Source organism: Niallia yueguangensis, from assembly GCF_052663115.1.
This window is the reverse complement of the sequence record NZ_JBQTCX010000003.1, coordinates 42,816-61,207: the sequence shown is the minus strand read 5'-3', so window position 1 is coordinate 61,207 and position 18,392 is coordinate 42,816. Positions and strand designations below refer to the sequence as shown.

The 18,392-nt window shown below is 35.6% G+C and carries 21 protein-coding genes and 1 pseudogene; 13 read left to right on the top strand and 9 right to left on the bottom strand.

The window, feature by feature from the left end; genetic code table 11:
- Nucleotides 1-56 precede the first annotated feature (56 nt).
- On the bottom strand, nt 57-548 hold the full coding sequence (locus ACTYA4_RS03570) for a phosphatidylglycerophosphatase A family protein (RefSeq protein WP_443480229.1): 492 nt from the start codon (nt 546-548) through the stop codon (nt 57-59).
- A gap of 407 nt (nt 549-955) precedes the next feature.
- Here ACTYA4_RS03570 and yutH point away from each other — a divergent pair, with 407 nt between their 5' ends.
- From yutH to thrB, 4 genes are all read left to right on the top strand, one after another.
- Nucleotides 956-1,963: a spore coat putative kinase YutH gene (yutH, locus tag ACTYA4_RS03565; RefSeq protein WP_443480228.1), complete on the top strand. Its 1,008-nt coding sequence runs from the start codon at nt 956-958 to the stop codon at nt 1,961-1,963.
- A 247-nt stretch (nt 1,964-2,210) separates the two neighbouring features.
- Nucleotides 2,211-3,500 (top strand): homoserine dehydrogenase, encoded by a 1,290-nt coding sequence (locus ACTYA4_RS03560; protein WP_443480227.1) that lies wholly within the window; start codon nt 2,211-2,213, stop codon nt 3,498-3,500.
- On the top strand, nt 3,500-4,561 hold the full coding sequence (gene thrC, locus ACTYA4_RS03555) for a threonine synthase (protein ID WP_443480226.1): 1,062 nt from the start codon (nt 3,500-3,502) through the stop codon (nt 4,559-4,561). Before ACTYA4_RS03560 ends, thrC begins: the two co-directional genes overlap by 1 nt.
- On the top strand, nt 4,558-5,481 hold the full coding sequence (thrB, locus tag ACTYA4_RS03550; RefSeq protein WP_443480225.1) for a homoserine kinase: 924 nt from the start codon (nt 4,558-4,560) through the stop codon (nt 5,479-5,481). The genes thrC and thrB overlap by 4 nt, the downstream gene beginning before the upstream one ends.
- Nucleotides 5,482-5,539: 58 nt before the next feature.
- Here the strand turns inward: thrB and ACTYA4_RS03545 are convergent, their stop codons facing one another.
- Nucleotides 5,540-5,776, bottom strand: a complete 237-nt coding sequence (locus ACTYA4_RS03545) for a NifU family protein (protein WP_443480224.1) — start codon at nt 5,774-5,776, stop codon at nt 5,540-5,542.
- Between the two features lie 149 nt (nt 5,777-5,925).
- On the opposite strand from ACTYA4_RS03545, the gene ACTYA4_RS03540 reads away from it, so the two are divergent.
- Nucleotides 5,926-6,249 carry a YuzD family protein gene (locus ACTYA4_RS03540; RefSeq protein ID WP_443480223.1) on the top strand — a complete coding sequence of 108 codons (324 nt, stop codon included), beginning with the start codon at nt 5,926-5,928 and terminating at the stop codon, nt 6,247-6,249.
- Between the two features lie 179 nt (nt 6,250-6,428).
- Here ACTYA4_RS03540 and ACTYA4_RS03535 read toward each other — a convergent pair whose 3' ends face one another.
- Nucleotides 6,429-7,505, bottom strand: coding sequence for an NAD(P)/FAD-dependent oxidoreductase (locus ACTYA4_RS03535; RefSeq protein WP_445505519.1), 1,077 nt, complete (start codon nt 7,503-7,505; stop codon nt 6,429-6,431).
- A gap of 176 nt (nt 7,506-7,681) precedes the next feature.
- Between ACTYA4_RS03535 and ACTYA4_RS03530 the strand changes: the two genes are divergently transcribed.
- On the top strand, nt 7,682-7,918 hold the full coding sequence (locus ACTYA4_RS03530) for a YuzB family protein (RefSeq protein WP_443480221.1): 237 nt from the start codon (nt 7,682-7,684) through the stop codon (nt 7,916-7,918).
- A 62-nt stretch (nt 7,919-7,980) separates the two neighbouring features.
- Here ACTYA4_RS03530 and ACTYA4_RS03525 read toward each other — a convergent pair whose 3' ends face one another.
- Entirely contained in the window at nt 7,981-8,661 is a 681-nt protein-coding gene (locus ACTYA4_RS03525) for a DUF2225 domain-containing protein (protein WP_443480220.1), read from the bottom strand.
- 461 nt (nt 8,662-9,122) lie between these two features.
- Between ACTYA4_RS03525 and ACTYA4_RS03520 the strand changes: the two genes are divergently transcribed.
- The 5 genes and pseudogenes from ACTYA4_RS03520 (at nt 9,123) to spsC (ending at nt 12,390) form a co-directional block, all read left to right on the top strand.
- On the top strand, nt 9,123-9,488 hold the full coding sequence (locus tag ACTYA4_RS03520; protein WP_443480219.1) for a HesB/IscA family protein: 366 nt from the start codon (nt 9,123-9,125) through the stop codon (nt 9,486-9,488).
- A gap of 175 nt (nt 9,489-9,663) precedes the next feature.
- Entirely contained in the window at nt 9,664-9,843 is a 180-nt protein-coding gene (locus ACTYA4_RS03515; RefSeq protein ID WP_443480218.1) for a hypothetical protein, read from the top strand.
- A 394-nt stretch (nt 9,844-10,237) separates the two neighbouring features.
- The gene (locus tag ACTYA4_RS03510) at nt 10,238-10,930 is read left to right on the top strand and encodes a hypothetical protein (RefSeq protein ID WP_445505518.1); all 693 of its coding nucleotides are present in this window, start codon (nt 10,238-10,240) and stop codon (nt 10,928-10,930) included.
- 380 nt (nt 10,931-11,310) lie between these two features.
- Nucleotides 11,311-11,472: pseudogene (locus ACTYA4_RS03505) on the top strand (cupin domain-containing protein); the annotation flags it as partial.
- A 216-nt stretch (nt 11,473-11,688) separates the two neighbouring features.
- Nucleotides 11,689-12,390 (top strand): stationary phase survival protein SpsC, encoded by a 702-nt coding sequence (gene spsC / locus ACTYA4_RS03500; RefSeq protein WP_443480216.1) that lies wholly within the window; start codon nt 11,689-11,691, stop codon nt 12,388-12,390.
- A 26-nt stretch (nt 12,391-12,416) separates the two neighbouring features.
- Here spsC and ACTYA4_RS03495 read toward each other — a convergent pair whose 3' ends face one another.
- The gene (locus tag ACTYA4_RS03495; RefSeq protein ID WP_443480215.1) at nt 12,417-12,893 is read right to left on the bottom strand and encodes a divergent PAP2 family protein; all 477 of its coding nucleotides are present in this window, start codon (nt 12,891-12,893) and stop codon (nt 12,417-12,419) included.
- A 256-nt stretch (nt 12,894-13,149) separates the two neighbouring features.
- Here ACTYA4_RS03495 and ACTYA4_RS03490 point away from each other — a divergent pair, with 256 nt between their 5' ends.
- A complete protein-coding gene (locus ACTYA4_RS03490) occupies nt 13,150-14,655 on the top strand; it encodes a leucyl aminopeptidase (RefSeq protein ID WP_443480214.1) in 1,506 nt (501 codons plus the stop codon).
- 295 nt (nt 14,656-14,950) lie between these two features.
- On the opposite strand, the gene ACTYA4_RS03485 is transcribed toward ACTYA4_RS03490, so the two are convergent.
- Genes ACTYA4_RS03485 through ACTYA4_RS03475 form a run of 3 tightly spaced genes read right to left on the bottom strand, consistent with a single transcriptional unit; the run spans nt 14,951 to nt 17,284 of the window.
- Entirely contained in the window at nt 14,951-15,967 is a 1,017-nt protein-coding gene (locus tag ACTYA4_RS03485; protein WP_443480213.1) for an alpha/beta fold hydrolase, read from the bottom strand.
- A 3-nt stretch (nt 15,968-15,970) separates the two neighbouring features.
- Complete coding sequence (locus ACTYA4_RS03480) at nt 15,971-16,459, bottom strand: hypothetical protein (protein ID WP_443480212.1); 489 nt, start codon at nt 16,457-16,459, stop codon at nt 15,971-15,973.
- Between the two features lie 57 nt (nt 16,460-16,516).
- On the bottom strand, nt 16,517-17,284 hold the full coding sequence (locus ACTYA4_RS03475) for an SDR family oxidoreductase (protein WP_443480211.1): 768 nt from the start codon (nt 17,282-17,284) through the stop codon (nt 16,517-16,519).
- Between the two features lie 402 nt (nt 17,285-17,686).
- Here ACTYA4_RS03475 and ymaG point away from each other — a divergent pair, with 402 nt between their 5' ends.
- Entirely contained in the window at nt 17,687-17,869 is a 183-nt protein-coding gene (gene ymaG, locus ACTYA4_RS03470; protein WP_443480431.1) for an inner spore coat protein YmaG, read from the top strand.
- Nucleotides 17,870-17,899: 30 nt separating this feature from the next.
- On the opposite strand, the gene ACTYA4_RS03465 is transcribed toward ymaG, so the two are convergent.
- Complete coding sequence (locus ACTYA4_RS03465; protein WP_443480210.1) at nt 17,900-18,283, bottom strand: YuzC family spore coat inner layer protein; 384 nt, start codon at nt 18,281-18,283, stop codon at nt 17,900-17,902.
- Nucleotides 18,284-18,392: the final 109 nt, after the last annotated feature.

Below are 18,392 nucleotides of genomic sequence, written 5' to 3'. Positions count from 1 at the left end.
TCATCATACACATAATATTTGTAGATTACCCCTATACTCTAACGGGGGCAAATAGCTTACTCTTTCCCTCGTGCCCGATGTGCAAGCCTGCTAGAAGCAGCCGCTGCGATGGCGCCAACAATATCATCTAAAAAAGTATGACATTTTCCAGAAGATTTATCGTTTAGTTTTTTTAATATACCAGGCTTTAATTTATCGACATATCCATAATTAGTAAAGCCGATGGAACCATATACATTAACGATTGAAAATGCTAATACCTCATCCACTCCATACAAGCTTTCATCGCTTTCCACAATGGATTGCAGCGGGGCTTCGAGCATTTTTTTTTCAGCTAGTTTATCTAATTGAATTCCCGTTATTATGGCATTCTGTACCTCCCTTTTTGATAGTACGCGCTCCACATTTTCTATACAATCGGACATTTTTAAATTTTGATGATATTTTTCTTGCAAGATGTAAACAAGATCAGCGATATCCTGAACAAGCACACCTCTTTCGTTTAACCAATTTCTTGCCGTTTGTTCTGTTATATTTTTTAATGACATTCACTTCACCTTTTCTTCTATTGTAAGTGTGTATTCAAAAGGGTAACCATGGGGTAACTTTTTGAAACATCCTCTAAACACCATATATACATAGTGCTTAATATTTTATGCATAAAAATAATAAGTGCTATTTTTAGCTTCTCCTAATAAGAAAAGCGGAAGCGCCCTTGCTTATCGACGGAAAAAGCTGGACTGAATCGAGTGAGATAAGGAAACACGAAGAGCGTAGCGACTCGATGTTGACTTATCGTAGATGAGGTGAGGGAAGCTTTGAAGTCGATAGGGCGCTGGAGCTAGACACCCGTCAGACTTCAGAAAACTTTAACTTTCTTATCATTTAAAGAAAAAAACAAGTTTTTTTAAGCTCAACATATACTTAATTAGCTGAATCAATTAGGAGGGAGAAAATGATTCGACATATTTTATCAAGCAAATATGGAATTGAAGTAGAGGAAGAAACGAGAATTGGCAATTATGAGGCATGTATGAATAATGGAAAATTGTATACCTTAGTGCCAATCGCTCAAAAGGAACAGGAAGAATTAACGGAATTAGAGCAAATAACCGAACATTTAGTGAGTCGGGGTGATCACCAAGTAGGGAGATTTTTGCAATCGAAGGATGGAGAGACAAAAGTTGAGGTAGAAGAACAAGCCTTTTGTGTTATACATCATGATAATGTAAGCAGTTTTACATCTAAACAACTTGGACGAAAACTTGGGAAATTTCATTATAGAGGTAGAACCGTTCCATTTAATGTTGAAAAGATAAGTCGCATTGGACAATGGAAAGGATTATGGGAAAAGCGTCTGGATCAAATAGAATCGTTTTGGAACGGTATGTTGTATAAACAACTTGAAAGTGAATTTGATCGGATGTTTCTTGAATCTTTTCCCTATTATTTAGGATTGGCAGAAAATGCAATTCAGTATTTGGTGGATACAGAATTAGATGATGAACCAGGTTCGGTTGATAGTGGAACTATTTGTCATAATCGATTTTTAAAAGAAACATGGATGGGCAATTATTATATGAAAAATCCGTTCGACTGGGTTTTTGATCATTGTGGAAGAGATCTTGCAGAGTGGTCACGCGAAAGATATTTCCGAAATATAAAAACATATCATCGGGATGTGAAAAAATTTTTTGCTGATTATCAAACGGTGATGCCATTAAGTTCCTTTTCATGGAGATTGGTTTATTCTAGATTGTTATTTCCTATTCATTATGTAGAATGTATTGAGAGCTATTATTCTTCCTCTCATGAAGCAGATCGCTTATTTTTAGAAGATCGTATGAAAAAGTATTTAAGTCAATCAAAGGATGCAGAACAATTTTTACGTCAATTTTTCGAAAATGTAGAAGTGCCTGTGAAGAAAATGAAAATCCCAACAGTAGATTGGCTGGCAAATTAGAAAAGTATCTTTTGTGTTACATATGATTGAATGAAATAAAAAATGATGTGAAGTTTTCTTACGTAAGTTTGCGGAAAACGTAAAACTTTTTGAAGAATTGTCTTTTTTATGAAAAAAAAAACTTATGTAAAAAGATTTGCAAAGAATATATAAAACACCTCTTGTAAAAGAAGGGAACTAACACTATAATGTCTACTATAGGTAGACAGTTGTTCATTTATAGCGAACATCTTTAGGAGGAAAGCAGATGGAAACAATCTCAATTGGATTGCTTGGACTAGGAACAGTTGGCTCAGGTGTTGTAAAAATTATTGAAAATCACCAAGACAAAATTATGCACCAAGTTGGCTGCCCTGTAAAAGTAAAAAAAATCCTTGTTAAAAATGTAAATAAAGAAAGAGAGATTTCTCAAGAAATGTTAACAACGGATCCAGATGAAATTATAAACGATCCTGATATAGATGTAATTATCGAGGTAATGGGCGGTGTAGAAGAAACAAAAGAATGCTTATTAAAGGCATTAAATAATAAAAAGCATGTTGTAACAGCAAATAAAGATTTAATGGCAGTATACGGCGCAAAGTTATTGCAGGAAGCAAGCAAAAATAACTGCGATCTTTTTTATGAGGCGAGTGTAGCAGGAGGCATTCCTATTATTAGAGGGCTTGTAGATGGATTAGCATCTGATCGCATTGTTAAATTGATGGGAATCGTAAACGGAACAACAAACTTTATTTTAACGAAAATGAGCAAGCAGGGTAGAGCGTACGATGAGGTTCTAAAAGAAGCACAAGAACTTGGATATGCGGAAAGCGATCCAACATCAGATGTGGAAGGGCTAGATGCTGCTCGAAAAATGACGATTCTTGCCACACTAGGTTTTTCTATGAATATTAGCTTAGATGATGTAAAAGTAGAAGGAATTTCGCAAGTGACTGAAGAAGATATTCAATATGGAAAACAACTCGGTTATACGATGAAACTTATCGGGGTGGCACAGCGTCATGAAGGAAAAGTAGAAGTAAGTGTGCAGCCAACATTGTTAATTGACAGCCATCCTCTAGCAGCTGTTAATGATGAATTTAACGCAGTGTATGTTTATGGAGAAGCAGTCGGAGAGACGATGTTTTACGGACCGGGTGCAGGTAGCTTGCCAACAGCAACTGCTGTCGTTTCAGATTTAGTAAATGTTTTGAAAAACATGAGACTTGGTGTGAATGGAAAAGTTGCTGTAGCGCCACAATATAAGAAAAAATTAAAAAGTGATAAAGAAATATTTTCGAAATATTTCCTTCGCTTGCAAGTAGAAGATGAAGTGGGCGTATTTGCAGAAATCACCTCTATTTTCTCACAACATGGTGTAAGTTTTGAGAAAATTTTACAATTGCCTGTTAAAGAAAGAGGCTTAGCAGAAATTGTACTTGTAACACATAATGCATCATTATTTAACTATGAAAATATTTTACTTCAATTAAGAGACTTAAAATCTGTTCGAACAGTAAAAAGCTCGTATCGTGTAGAGGGAGGAACAAAGTAATGAGATGGAAAGGCCTATTAGAAGAATATAAAGAATTTTTACCAATTAATGATTCAACACCTATGCTAACGTTAAACGAAGGAAATACTCCTTTAATTAAATTAGATAAATTATCAGAAGAGTGGGGAGTAGAACTTTACGTAAAAACTGAAGGTACGAACCCTACAGGATCTTTTAAAGACAGAGGCATGGTAATGGCAGTAGCGAAAGCAAAAGAAGAAGGAAATTCTACTGTTATATGTGCATCAACAGGGAATACTTCTGCAGCAGCGGCGGCATATGCAACTCGTGCTGGCATGCGCTGTATTGTGGTAATTCCAGAAGGCAAAATTGCGATGGGAAAATTAGCGCAGGCAGTTATGTATGGAGCTGAAATTATTTCTATCGAAGGAAACTTTGATCAAGCGCTGCAAATGGTACGTAAAATTAGTGAAACAGAGCCTGTTGCTCTTGTAAACTCAGTTAACCCTTACCGTTTAGAAGGACAAAAAACAGGTGCTTTTGAAATTTGCGACCAACTTGGCAGTGCGCCAGATGTTTTAGCAATTCCAGTAGGAAACGCAGGAAATATTAGTGCGTATTGGAAAGGATTTAAGGAATATCATGAAGTAAAGCAGACTGGTCTTCCGAAAATTCATGGATTTGAAGCAGCTGGTGCAGCAGCTATCGTGCATAACAGAGTATTTGAAAATCCAGAAACGATTGCTACAGCTATTCGCATTGGGAATCCAGCAAGCTGGAAATTAGCTGTACAAGCACAAGAAGAATCAAACGGTATTATCGATGAAGTAACAGATGAAGAAATTGTAGCAGCATATCGCAAAATAGCGGCAACAGAAGGTGTATTTGCAGAACCAGGATCATGTGCATCAATTGCTGGTTTATATAAACATATCCAAAGCGGAAAAATTGCAAAAGGGAGCAAAGTTGTTGCCATCTTAACAGGAAATGGATTAAAAGATCCAAATACTGCTATTGATGTTAGTCCGATTAAACCAGTACTTCTTCCTAATGATGAAAAAGCTGTTGCAGAACATATTAAGGGAGTAGTTCAAATATGAGTGAAGGTGAAATGCTACAAATAAAGGTGCCTGCAAGTTCTGCTAATTTAGGGCCCGGCTTTGATAGTATTGGACTAGCTCTTAATTTGTACTTAACACTGGAAGTTTCGCCTGCAGACAAATGGGAAGTTATTTCTTTATCAGAAGAGCTTGAACAATTTCCAAAGGATGAAACGAATTTTATCGTACAAACAGCTGCTGCTGTTGCAGCAAAATATAATAAAGAGCTGCCGCCTTGCAAAATAAAAGTGTCAAGTGATATTCCTTTAGCAAGAGGATTAGGCTCTAGTGCTTCTGCGATTGTCGCTGGCATTGAGTTGGCTGATAGCCTATGTGAATTAAAGCTTTCGAAAAAAGAAAAATTTCGTATAGCATCTATGATGGAAGGGCATCCGGATAATGTAGGTGCAAGTGTATTCGGCGGCTTAATAGTTGGTTGTCAATTAGAGGATGAAGTAGACGTGGAAGTGATTCATTCTGTTGATTTGGAGCTGCTTGCAGTTGTCCCTAAAGAAGAATTGCTTACAAAGTCTTCAAGAGGCGTTTTGCCAAATGAAATGTCTTTTTCTGAAGCTGTTGCAGCCGGAGCCGTGTCTAATTTATTAGTAGCAGCACTTTTATCAGGCAACAATGAACTTGCGGGTAAAATGATGGCAAAAGACAAATATCATCAACCATACCGTAAGCGTCTTGTTCCACATCTGCAAGTAATTGAAGACCATGCACTTACATTCGGTGCATATGGGGTAGCATTAAGCGGGGCAGGTCCTACAGTACTATGTTTTATAAAAAAAGGACAAACCCCTGCTGTGATAAATGGCTTAAAAGCACTTCTTCCAAACATGGAATATTTGCCTTTACAAGTTGATTTAAGTGGCAGTGATGTTGCAAAGAATGTTCTGTCTAAAATAAAAAAATAAAATAAAGAAGGTACCTAAAAATTATTTAGGTACCTTCTTTATTTAGATAGAATTCATATTAAAATACTTGTTCTACTTCCATAATACCAGGTACTTCTTCTAATAATGCACGCTCAATACCTGCTTTTAAAGTGATCGTAGAACTTGGGCAGCTGCCGCAAGCACCTAGTAAACGTAATTTTACGATACCATCTTCAACATCTACTAATTCACAGTCTCCGCCATCTCTTAATAGGAAGGGGCGTAATTTATCTAATACTTCCTGTACTTGTTCTTTTATTTCAACATTAGCCATACATATCGACTCCTTTCCTATTATTTATTATAATCACAATAAGGCAAAAAATCTATTCAAGAAGTACGAAAAAAGACAAACAATAATTGGATACTTTTATGAAAGCTAGGCGTTATTGGCAAATGAAAGCAGAAAAGGGGGGGAGTAGGGTGAAAAAAGAAATTGAAGTAAGTATATATGGAGCAGAACAAATTTGTGCAAGTTGTGTAAATCTACCTTCATCTAAAGATACGTATGAGTGGCTGCAAGCTGCCATTGGCCGTAAATTTCCTGATCAAAAATTTACGATCAATTATTATGATATTTTCCAACCACCTCAAGATGAAGAGAAAAAAATATTTTGTGAAAAAATAATCGAAGAAGATTTATTTTATCCTGTTGTTGTCATTGAAGGAGAAATTGTCGGGGAAGGAAATCCTCGCTTAAAAAACATCTATGCTGAATTTGAAAAATACGGATACGTAAGCATGTAATGTAAGCCACAAGGGGCAAAGCATTCGGTGAACAAATATAAGCCAATCTAGCATTGAGGTTGTTTTAAACCTCCGTGACAGATTGGCTTATCATCTCGAGCAAGTCACTTCTGAAGCTAGACACACTTCTAAGTTCAAAAAAATATAAAATCTTTATACTGGGTAAAGGCAAAACGACTTTATTTTAAGGATTGTCTTTTTTTCGTTTTATCTTTCCAAAGTACTCCTGATTTAATTAAACGAGGAACTCTTCCTGTTAAAGGTTTATTGGCAATAAGTCCAAACCCGTGTTTTTTTCCTAATGATCCTAAAACTCCTTTTATCCGAATCTCCGGCAAATAATAGGGCAGTTTTTTGTCTTTCCAGCGAGCGGTTAGAACAGCGGCTATTTGTTCAGCCTGTCCTTCTGAAAGCTGTGCACTCGGCGGTTTATTTAAACTGGCACAATCTCCCACTACAAAAATATGGTCATTCTCTGGCAAATGATGATATTTTGTTAATAGAATCCGCCCTTTTTTATCTTTTTTTACAGGTAATTCCTGTACTACTTTATTTGGTTTTACACCTGCTGTCCATACAATACAATCAAAGAAAATTGCCTCTTCATGATTATATACGATGTTTTTTTCAATGGAAGTAATATTGCTGTTGCGAATAATTTCTACCTTATGTGATTCAAACCATTTTTCAATATAGTTGCTGATGCGTATTGGATATGAGGGTAAAATGGTATTTCCTTTGTCGAACAGAGTAATTAGTAAATCAGACCGACTTTCTTGTAATTCAGAGGCTAATTCGACTCCGCTTAAACCTGCTCCAATAATGGCAACACGCGAACCGGACTGTAATTCATTTATGTGACAATACGTTTTTTGCGATTTTTCTAAACTCTGAATACTATGTGTATATGTATCTGCTCCATGTATATGATGATAATGATCCTCACATCCGATTCCAATAATTAAATCATCATAATACATGCATCCCTTGTTTTTTAAAAAGATTTTATGTTTATCTAAATCAAGTTTAACAACTTCATTGTTAACAAAATTCACTTGTGGATGTTTAGGGAATGGGATGCGGATATGTTTATCGGAAACAGTTCCTGCGGCTAAAGCATAGTATTCTGTTTTTAAAAAATGATATGGTGTTCGATCGATAAGGGTAACTAGTACATTATATGGCAAGTTAGGAATAATACTCGTAAGAATTTTCATCCCACCATAGCCACCTCCAAGTATGACAAGATTTTTCATATCATTTCCCCTCTATTGAAGTAGTTTTGTAAATGATTCTTTTTTCTTTTCGAATTATATGTTTGTTTAAATGACAAAAAACTGTTTTCTTAACAGTATATTATGAATACGATGCTCTTTATTCTTGATAATTAAAAGAAAACAAGATACTATATGTTGTATTGAGGTGAGAATACTTGATTAAGCCAATTATAGAGTTTTGTCTAAGCAACCTATCTTCTGGTTCAGAAGATGCTAAAGAGATATTAGAAAAAGATGAGGATTTAGATGTTTTGGACTATGGTTGTTTAGGCTTATGCGGACAGTGTGGAGAATCATTATATGCATTAGTGAATGGAGAAGTTGTCACGGCAGAAACTTCCGAACAGCTAGTAGCGAATGTGTATCAGTTTTTAGAAGAAAATCCAATGTGATGCATGTAAAATAACAAAAAGAAGCAGAAATAGTGCTTGTTTGCTCTGTTGACTGCTTCTTTTTATATATTTTGAACTTCTCTTATTTTATACCATCCTTCTTTAGCTAACCGAATAATGTTGGTCTCTATTGTTTTGCTTTGTTTTTCAATTACTTTTGAAAAATATTTAGTAGCTTGGTTTATTTGATCCGTTCTTCTCGATAACTCGCCAATTAAATACAGTGTTGTTAATTCTGAAACTTTTGTCCCTATATAGTCGCCTGACATATAAGAAGCTTCATATTCCTGCAAAGCAAGCTTCATAAAACGCTGTTCCTGTTCCGCTTCATTTATTAAACGATACATCCATGCTAAGCGAAGATAAATTCCTGCTGTCACGATATGTTTTTCTTGTCTTAAAAGAGAGCAATATGCTGCCAGTTTATAAGCAATGATCGCATCTGTTATCGTACGCTTGTTTCCAAATGAACGTGGTGTCCAACGAATACTTACTTTTTCAATTAGCATCATTTTCTCATTTAAAGAAAAATTGGTAGAAGTTTCATCATGAAAAGAAAATCCGCAATCCGGACAAACGTTAATATAATAGAGAAGGGGGTTATAGTCCACATATGTTGGAAAAAAATCTGCATCTAAATTAGTCATTTTGACAAATCGTGTACGAACTTTTTTGGTTGTAAAGAAAGTGTTGCACAATGGACATGTACATTGTTTATCATAAAGAGGCTCGATGGAGATCATATTTTCACCTTCTGTATTAGGTAATATGGTTCATTAATTTGTATGTTTATTATACAATATTTTATGCGTATATACCTATAAAAATAAACTATATATGAAAAAAGTTGGAACGGCAATGATAAAAATGGCTTTTACTATTCATAGAGGAAAGGATAAAAATATTTTCCAAATTCGATTCGGTTGAGTAGTTATTATTCGAAGTATATACTATAGGTAAAGAAATATAATAGGATGTTCAAAAAGGCACCAAATGGTAAGCGTCGAATCTCTTCGTTGGCTTGCTTTTCCGCTACTCACGTATCTAAATAGAGGATCTTCAACTAAAAACGCTCACGTCCTGTGAGCAACGTTGAAGTCCCCACATCCTGTGGAAGTCAGTTGCTCAAAGCTACGCCGCCTCGACCTTCTTGCTTCTAATTTGTTACCTTTTTGAACACATACTATAAGGGAGGAATAGTACAATGACAGAAGAAATAGTTATACTGACAGAAGCTGCGGCTCTTCAAATAAAGGAAATGATGAAAGAAAGTGAAGAGGAAACCACCTACTTAAGAGTAGCTGTTAATGGTGGAGGATGCAGCGGTTTGTCTTATGGAATGGGATTTGCAGCTGTAAAGGAAGAAAATGATGCGTTATCAGTACAGCATGGTATTCAATTGATCGTGGCTCAAAACGATTCAGCCATTTTAAAAGGCACGAAAATTGATTATAAACAATCAATGATGGGCGGCGGCTTTACTATCGATAATCCAAATGCGATTGCATCATGCGGTTGTGGGTCTTCGTTCCGTACTGCTGCAAATGCTGGTACGCCTGAAGAGTGTTAATGGTTTAAGGGAAATCAAGAGTGATAGCAGGGATTATGGATTACAAGGTATTTTTGAGTGTACGCAAGTCTGAAAATGTGTATTAACAATCCCAAATATGCCAAATTAGGGTTGTGGATTACATGCCTTCTCGATTAGTTAATGTCAAAAACATTACTATTGAGAAGGATTTTTTATGTCTTTAAACAAGCGAGTTAGGAAGAAACCAGTTGGTAAAATGGCTAATCAAAAGGAGTATCCAAAATTAAGAATGGAGCAGGCAACAGGCCTAGTCATGGCAGGAAAGAGTGCGGAAGGATTAAGAGAGAGAACATTAAAGGATTATAAAACTGAACAAGGATTAATAAATCTGTGATTTTATGAAGAATAAATAATACTTTCACTTCCCGCTGATTTAATACAATACCGCATACCAAATGTAGATGATGGACTAATAAAAAGGTGAGCCAAGTCTCGAATCGTGGCTTACTTCATTCAGTCATTTGCGGTTTATTGAGAATTCAAGTCTATATAGACAAAAAAAGAGAGGCAATCATTACCCCTCCATATTTTTGAATTCAAAGGCAATATACTACGTTTACTCATAAACTAAACGTGGGGTGATGAATATGTTTGTACGGAATCAAAAGGACATAGCTGCTTATCATCAAAAATATTTTCGTCCATCATGCTTGTCCGCTTTAAATTTGAGATTCGACACTTAGGAGACCTTCTCCCCTTTTTATGATAAAACCCATGACCAAATCTTATTGCCAATTGAACTGACAAAAACTCCAGAAGATACCCTTCTCAACTATTTTAGTATTTTACGTGAAGCAGAAAATTTGGGAGGACGAAGTTGTGGTTCGGTTGGTCAAGCACGAATACCATTTCCACTTGCATACAATTTTTTGTCCAAGGAGTACCAAAGAAAACTAAGTTATGAAGACTATTTAAATTCGTTTGCTGGTGTGGGGCATACGAGTTTGATAAAGCTTTGTAGATTGCCAGATATAAAACAAGGAATAAGGTTTTTTTATGAAATCGAAACGATTGAGGGATTTAAGGAAAAAAGAAATGAGTATTTTGGTTATTATTACGGATTTATCCAACTTATTGACGAAAAAGAAGGTTATCGAATTTCAGATGTGCAACAGATTGGGAAGGACTTTCTCTGCGCACCTTATCATGGGTGGAGTCATGATGCGGAATCAGTAGTTGAAGTGAAATATGGTAATTGGTGCAAGTTGATTCAAAAAATATACCCAACTACAAAGAATGGATATGTTAAAAATATTTATTTTCACGGTAATGATGGTGCAGATTATTGCATTATATTTTTTACATTAACGAATGGAACAGACGTAGAAGTTGCTCAATTTCGAAAAGCAAGGAATGGAAAGTGGAAACTGATAAAAATGAAACCCGAAGAAGAATGTTTAACGGAAAAAAGGCGCAGATAAGCCTATTGTAAATGGTACACCGATTGCCTAAAGCTTACGGTGCAAACGAATTGCGTTTCTCTAATAAGCAGGAGCGCTTTTCTGTTGTATTAACGGACAGTTAGCGGAGGATAAATATAATGATTTTGCAACGCCCGCAGACGCTCAAAATGGCTCGTGTGGCGGTTCGGAAGTCCCTTCTCTATTTATCCCCCATTAATTTAAGGTGTGCTTTGGATTTAATCTTATGGGAATATGCGGGATTGTCAATCTTTTTCACTCCCCCGCTCTTTAATGCAAAGCTATTAGTATAGTTTAAGAAAAAATTCAACAAGCTTTTTTATTGGAAAAACTATCCTCAAAGATTAAAATTAATCAAAAGAGACCAAGGAGAGGTTGTAATGAAAATAAGTAAACAAAACGTAGAACATTACATATGGGGAGACAATTGTGATGGTTGGCATTTAGTAAAAAATAAAGATTTAAGTGTTATTCACGAACGTATGCCTGCGAACACTTCAGAAGTAAGGCATAATCATAATCAAGCACGTCAATTTTCCTTTTTTGAAAAATAGCTAGATGACATTGGCGCCTAGCCCCTGTGAAAGATAACTTCTTGCCTCTAAAAGTAAAAAACACTTTTGAGTCAAGAGAACATTTTTCTTCGGGCTTGCGCTTTTCTTATTGGATTTATTAGAAAGTGTTAGAACTCCTTTTGAATTATTTATGAATATTTTCTTTGAAAATGGGAAATGAATAGTTTTGAGAGGAGTGAAAGAATGAATTTATGTAAAAAATATTTAAAAAGATTAGGAATGGTCCTGCTTTTTATTGCTGCATTATTAACAACATTCCAATCTATTTCAGGAGTTAAAGCAAGTTCCTATTCTCAAGAGGTTAATCAAGGTGAATTAGAAAGTGAAGAATCGCAGTTTGATCATAAACTTAAAGCAATTGGTGTCGCTGTAAAAACATTACAGCAAGTTTTTACTGAAAATACACAGATTTCATCTAGTAAAGAAGTAGAAGGTGAACAGCCGTCATTAGAAAACAGGGATTGGTCTTCCTATCCAAAAAAGAGGGTAGTAGCAACAGGGTATACGGCAGGATATGAGTCCACAGGAAAAAATCCTAATCATCCTCAGTATGGCATTACTTTTTCGGGTGTAAAGGTAAAAAGAGATTTATATAGTACGATTGCTGCAGATCCAAACGTATTTCCAATCGGGACGATTTTATTTATTCCTGATTACGGATTTGGTGTGGTAGCGGATACAGGTTCGGCAATAAATGGTAATAAACTAGATTTATATTATAAAACGGTTGATGATGTATACAACAATTGGGGTAAAAAAGCAATAGACGTATACATAGTTGAAATGGGAAAAGGAACATTGACAGAAGAAACGCTAAAAAATTTAAATGAAAAAAAATCAATGCAAGTTTTCCGTCAAGAATACACAAAAGCAGAAAGTAAATAAAATAAAAGCGCCAAGGCGCTTTTATTTTATTTAAAAATCATATCTAAAATAAGCGTTAGGGCTATTCCAGTTAACCCTCCAAAAAATACTTCAATTGGTTTATGGCCAAGCAGTTCTTTTAGTTCTTTTCGTTTTTGTTGTTCTGGCTTATTTTGCCATCCTTTTGCATCCGTTAAAAATTTATTAAAATCAGAAACTAATTGATTTAATACAATCGCTTGTTCACCAGCCTGTCTTCTAACGCCGGTTGCATCAAACATGGTGATAACCGCAAATATAGCAGCTACAGCAAATAGAGGAGTATTGACACCAGATTCAAGTGCGACGCCTGTAGTTAAAGCGGTAACAGCTGCTGAATGAGAGCTTGGCATCCCCCCTGTACTCGTAAGTAAAGACCAATCTATCTTTTTTGTAATAAAAAAAGTAATCGGCACTTTAACAAATTGAGCAAAGAATATCGCAGCTAAGCTTGCGAGCAAGGAAAAATTATACAATAATTCCAAGTAAATCACCTCATGTTTATGTAGTTTATACTGTATTATCTTTCCGCTAAATAATTGGAACTTAGTTCACAACATTAAAAGTATGTAATTTCCTACCCTTACAAATGTGATCTAACTGGGGGTTAGATTTACTATTATTATAACATAACCAATAACGATTTGTTTTACGTACTAATCTGCCTTTACCTAATCATTATTTTTTAAATAGTATGATCTTTTCAGTATAATAAGAAGAAAAAGGGTGGAGGTCATCTATTTGTTTATTAATCAGGCGGAGTGGGATATTTTTAGTACTCAAGAAAGCATTATTATTGGACTCTTTGACAAGACAATTAAATTCGAAGGAAAACTAGCGCAGCTGGATGAGGTTTTTCAAGGAGAGCTTACAAATTTAGTGAAAAGCGGAGATATTTCAGCTAAGAAGAAACGACTTGCGAAAATACATACGTTTGGAAAAATAGGCGCAAAACGAATTATTTTTGTAGGATTAGGAAAAGAAAAAGAATTAACTTTTGATGTATTAAAAGAAATTTTTGGAGCGACATGGAAAGACATAAAAAAAGAAAAATGGATGGAAACATCTATTTATATCGATTCTTTTGTAACAGAAAAAATAGACGCATCAGATGCCTCCCATGCATTTAGCGAAGCTTTTGCATTAGCGACATATGAATTTACAGGCTATAAGCAAAAATCAAATGAACCAGAGAAAAAGGTTGAAAAAATTACAGTCTTCAGTCAAGCAGATCAACAAAAATTGGAAGCAGCTTTACATGTTGGTTATGTATATGGAAAAGGAACAAATTCTGCTCGTGACTTAGTTAATTTACCAGGAAATATGCTAACAGCAGCTTGTTTAGCAGAATATGCACAAAAACTTGCCGCCACTTATTCTTTTGAAGTAGAAATTTTAGAAAAAGAGGATATGTTAAAGCTCGGTATGGGTGCCTTGTTGGCGGTAAATCAAGGGTCTGTTGAGCCTCCAAAAATGATTGTGCTGAAATATCAAGGGAAGGAAAAATGGCATGATGTGATTGGCTTAGTTGGCAAAGGAATAACCTTTGATACGGGTGGCTACTCGATTAAAACAAAGGATGGCATCGTTGGCATGAAAACAGATATGGGTGGTGCAGCCGCCGTTCTAGGCGCGATGGAAATTATCGGCGAATTAAAGCCAGAACAAAATGTAGTGGCCGTTATTCCATCAACGGATAATATGATTAGCGGTGCTGCTTTTAAACCAGATGATGTGATCACATCTATGAGCGGGAAAACCATTGAAGTATTAAATACAGATGCAGAAGGTCGGTTGGTTTTAGCAGATGCTGTTACGTATGCAAAACATCATGGAGCGAATTACTTAATTGATGTAGCAACATTAACAGGTGGCGTCATCATCGCATTAGGTATGGAAACAACTGGTGCGATGACGAATAATGAATCGTTTTTTGAGCAAGTACTAGAGGCATCCTACGAAGCAGGAGAACCGATTTGGCGGCTGCCGATTTTTGAAAGCCATAAGAAAAAGATAAGAAGCAGTATCATTGCGGATTTAAATAATTCTCCAGGAAGAGAAGGCCATGCGATTATGGGTGGTGCTTTTGTTGGAGAATTTTCGGAAGGAACTCCTTGGGTACATCTTGATATAGCCGGCACTTCTACTACAAAATCGAATTCTGATCTAGGAGATATAGGAGCGACCGGTGCTATGACAAGAACCCTTGCGCTGCTGGTAGAAAGATTTGAAATAGACGAGAAGTAATAGGATATGAATATTTAACTTTTTTCGGGCTAATAAGAAAAGCGCAGGCGCCTTGTTCAGCCCCGAAGAAAAATGTTCTCTTGACTCAAAAAGTGTTTTTTACTTTTAGAGGCAAGAGGTTATTTTTCACAGGGGCTAGGCGCCGGAGCTAGACACTAAACTAGGTTCGAAATTTTATGCTTTCTTATCTTGTAAAAAAAGGTGAGAACCCATCATCAAACAAGGGTTTTCACCTTTTTATGTCGTGTTTAGTTACGAGAACAATTTACTTTAGGGCTAACCAAAGCGCTTCCGTTTATAAAGGTGTAGAATGCTCTTCCAGCCAGAGATCCATAAAGTCCATTAGTTTTTCTTTTGTAACTAAGGAAATATGTCCGGCTTCTAGTAATTTAAACGTTTTATCTTCACTTGAAATAAGATCTACGATAGGTTCACATAAATTGCTGGGAACTAAAGGATCATTTTTTGTCGCAAACCCAAGGAAGTTGCATGTAATGTTTTTGAAATCAATGATTTCACCGTTAATGGTCAGTCCCCCTTTTAGTACTTTGTTATCACGAATAAAGTCGTTCATTATTTTTTTACCTGCTTCCCCTGTAAAAGGAATATGATCATTTGTCCATTCATTCATACGCGTCCACTTGTACAAATGTTTTGGATCAGGCGGTAGTTTTAATAAAGATAAATAATGACTAAAGGTAATAGGTGCAACAATCATTTTTGTTCCGTATTTAATAAAAGTGGCTGGAACAATTCCGATTCTATCCGTTAACTCATTTATATCAACTTCTCCATTTCGTAATGCAAGAAGCCATTTATCATAATCAGGGAAGGAGTGAAAATCAATTGGTGTAACAGCTAAAATCAAATTTTTTATTTTCTCTTTTGTAAATGCTGCGTGAATTGCTGCTAATGTTCCTCCTAAACAGAATCCGATTATGTTCATTTCATCTACTCCAGCATGCCTAAGGGCACGCTGATACCCTTTATCAATATATTTTACTATATAATCATCGATTGAAATAAAACGATCCTCAAATGCAGGTATGCCAAAATCGATTAAATATGCGTCATATCCGGCATTAGTAAGTGCTTGAATGAAACTGATAGAAGGGCCTAAATCTAAAATATATGGTTTATTTGCTAAAGAATAAACAAGGTAAACAGGTTCTTTATACCGTTTCGTTGGTGCTGGATAATACCATAAGGTTGCTTTATTTTTTTTCCAAACAGCATGTCTGGTAGTTGGGCCAGCATCATAATCTAAGGAGTCAGTTGGGTGTAGGTAGGAACGACGTTGATTTTTCCCCATTATTTACAGCACCTTATCGTTATTATCTTCGGAGTGCTGTTTTTGTTCAGAGATTTTTTCTTTTACGTCTAACACGTCCTGCTGAATAGCTTCAATTCCTTCTTTTTGTTTTAAAAGATCTGTGGAAATGTTTGTTAATTCAGGGTTATCTGTAGTAGATAATGTCTTTACATGCTGTTGTATCTCTTGTAGCATAGTGGTTAATTCATAAAGTTGTTCATCTAAACTATCGATTTTCTCTTCTGATTGAAGAATAAGCTGAGTAGCATTAGATACGTCTGTTTTAGTAGGAAGATGAAGAATAGAGGCTAATCTTTCCACATGGTTCTGAACTTGTATAACTTTTTTCGTTAATGCTTTACTGCGATTATTTGCTAATAAAATCAGATTTTCATTGTTTAATTTATTTTTTATGATAGTATTTATCCGATATTGAAGCAAATTTCCACCTTTTCTTATTAGCTGATATACATCTAATGTAACTTGTACCATTCGTTTCATTTCCTTTCTGTACGTTAATTATTGATATCGTTATGATCTTGTTAGCTGTTAAAGCATAGAGGATAATCCGCCATCGACCGCAATCGTTTGTCCTGTAATATAATCGGAAGCATGCCCTGCCAATAATAGTGTGATCCCTGTTAAATCTTCTGGTGATCCAAATCTGCTAGCAGGAATTTTGGCAAGAATCGGTTTTTGAAGTTTATCTAAAACAGTCGTTATTTTTGTTGGAAAAAAACCAGGAGCAATAGCGTTGACTTGAATATTGTATGGTGCTAATTTTACGGCTAATTCTTTTGTTAAGGTGATGATCGCACCTTTGCTTGTATTGTAGGCAACTGCATCCAAAAAATGAGGATGTGTGCCATAGTAGGCAGTAACAGAGGAGATATTAATGATTTTTCCGCTCCGGTGCTCGATCATTTTTTTTGCAGCAGATTGTGAAAATAAAAAAGTGCCTTTCACGTTGGTGTCTATTACTTTATCCCATCTATCTTCTGGATAATCAAGAATAGGAGCCATCCATGAGGTTCCACTGTTGTTAATTAAAATATCAATCTTTCCATATTCGGCTATTGTACGTTCAATAACTGCATCAATATCTTCTTGCTTTGCGATATCACAAGGTAATGCTAATGCTTGAATCCCTTTCTCTTTTAATAATTCCACTGTTTTTAAACAATTGTCTATATTTCGTGAGCAAATCACAATGTTTGCACCTGCTTCTCCTAATGCAATGGCCATTTGTTGTCCTAATCCTCGTCCCCCACCTGTTATGATAGCTGTTTTGTCTTCTATATTATATAAGTCGTTCAATGTAAAAAATCCCTCCTTTTCTTTCCGTGTTTTCTTTACAGTATAAACAAGCTTTATGTGAAGGGTGATTAAATTGATGAATTTGCCTTTGCCTAAATCAGCAAAAGAAAATATCGATTTATACAATGGCTGTTTTCTCAAAGTTTGTTGTTTTTTACGTAAAAAATGGGAGAAGAAGTATTCAGGCTGCGAGTTTAAAAGCAACATTCTATACGAAAACAGCCTATACAATACTCAAAATTAGACATTAATAGTTCTGAGTGGGCATGGTAGGCAAAAGTAAAGGTTAAAGGATAATATATGACAATTGCTAAGAGGTTTTAGCCCAGTCCAAATGACGGGCATATGCATATGTAATAGAGTAGGGAGCAAATAGAAAAAGAGTGGAGGTAATCGCTGATGATGTATGGATATAGACATCCGCAAGATTCAAGAATTTGGTTTGCAGGTCCTTTTGTTGGTGGCTTATTAGGCGGGTTTCTTGGTGCGGCGATAGTTAGACCAAGACCATATTATTACGGACCAGCGCCATATGGACCGTATCCTTATGGTCCAGCACCGTATGGACCGTATCCTTATTATTAATAAAATCGTTTAAAACGAATGCAATACTTGCTATTTCTCTATCCATTTTAGTTGAATAGAGAAATAGCAGCAATGTGGCGGTTGATTTTTATGGTCAAAATTAAACGTAATTCCGTCAGGGTTATAGGAGATTTTTGGCATGTTTTTTATGCCGAGTGATTGAATAAGTTGGATAACCGTCTGATTTTGGGATGCTTGTGCAGCACTCATTAATTGACTTGAAAATTCTTTCGAATGGGAAATTCTTGTCAAAATGGTTTCACAATCCTTTAAAAGGCTTAAAGAATCTTGTGCAGAATGAATTAATTGATTTGGGTTTACTGCCGGCAGCTCGCGGAACATCATGGGATAATGCAAATAAGGATGATTGATGATCGAATGCATCCTTTTATAAGGATAATGAGGTCGATACATAAGGACAATCCTTTCGTTTACGAATATATATTGTTACATATTCTATGCAAAATGATAAAATGAAGAACAAAAAATGGGGAAAAATCGCACTAAATAAGAGTAGAGTTAT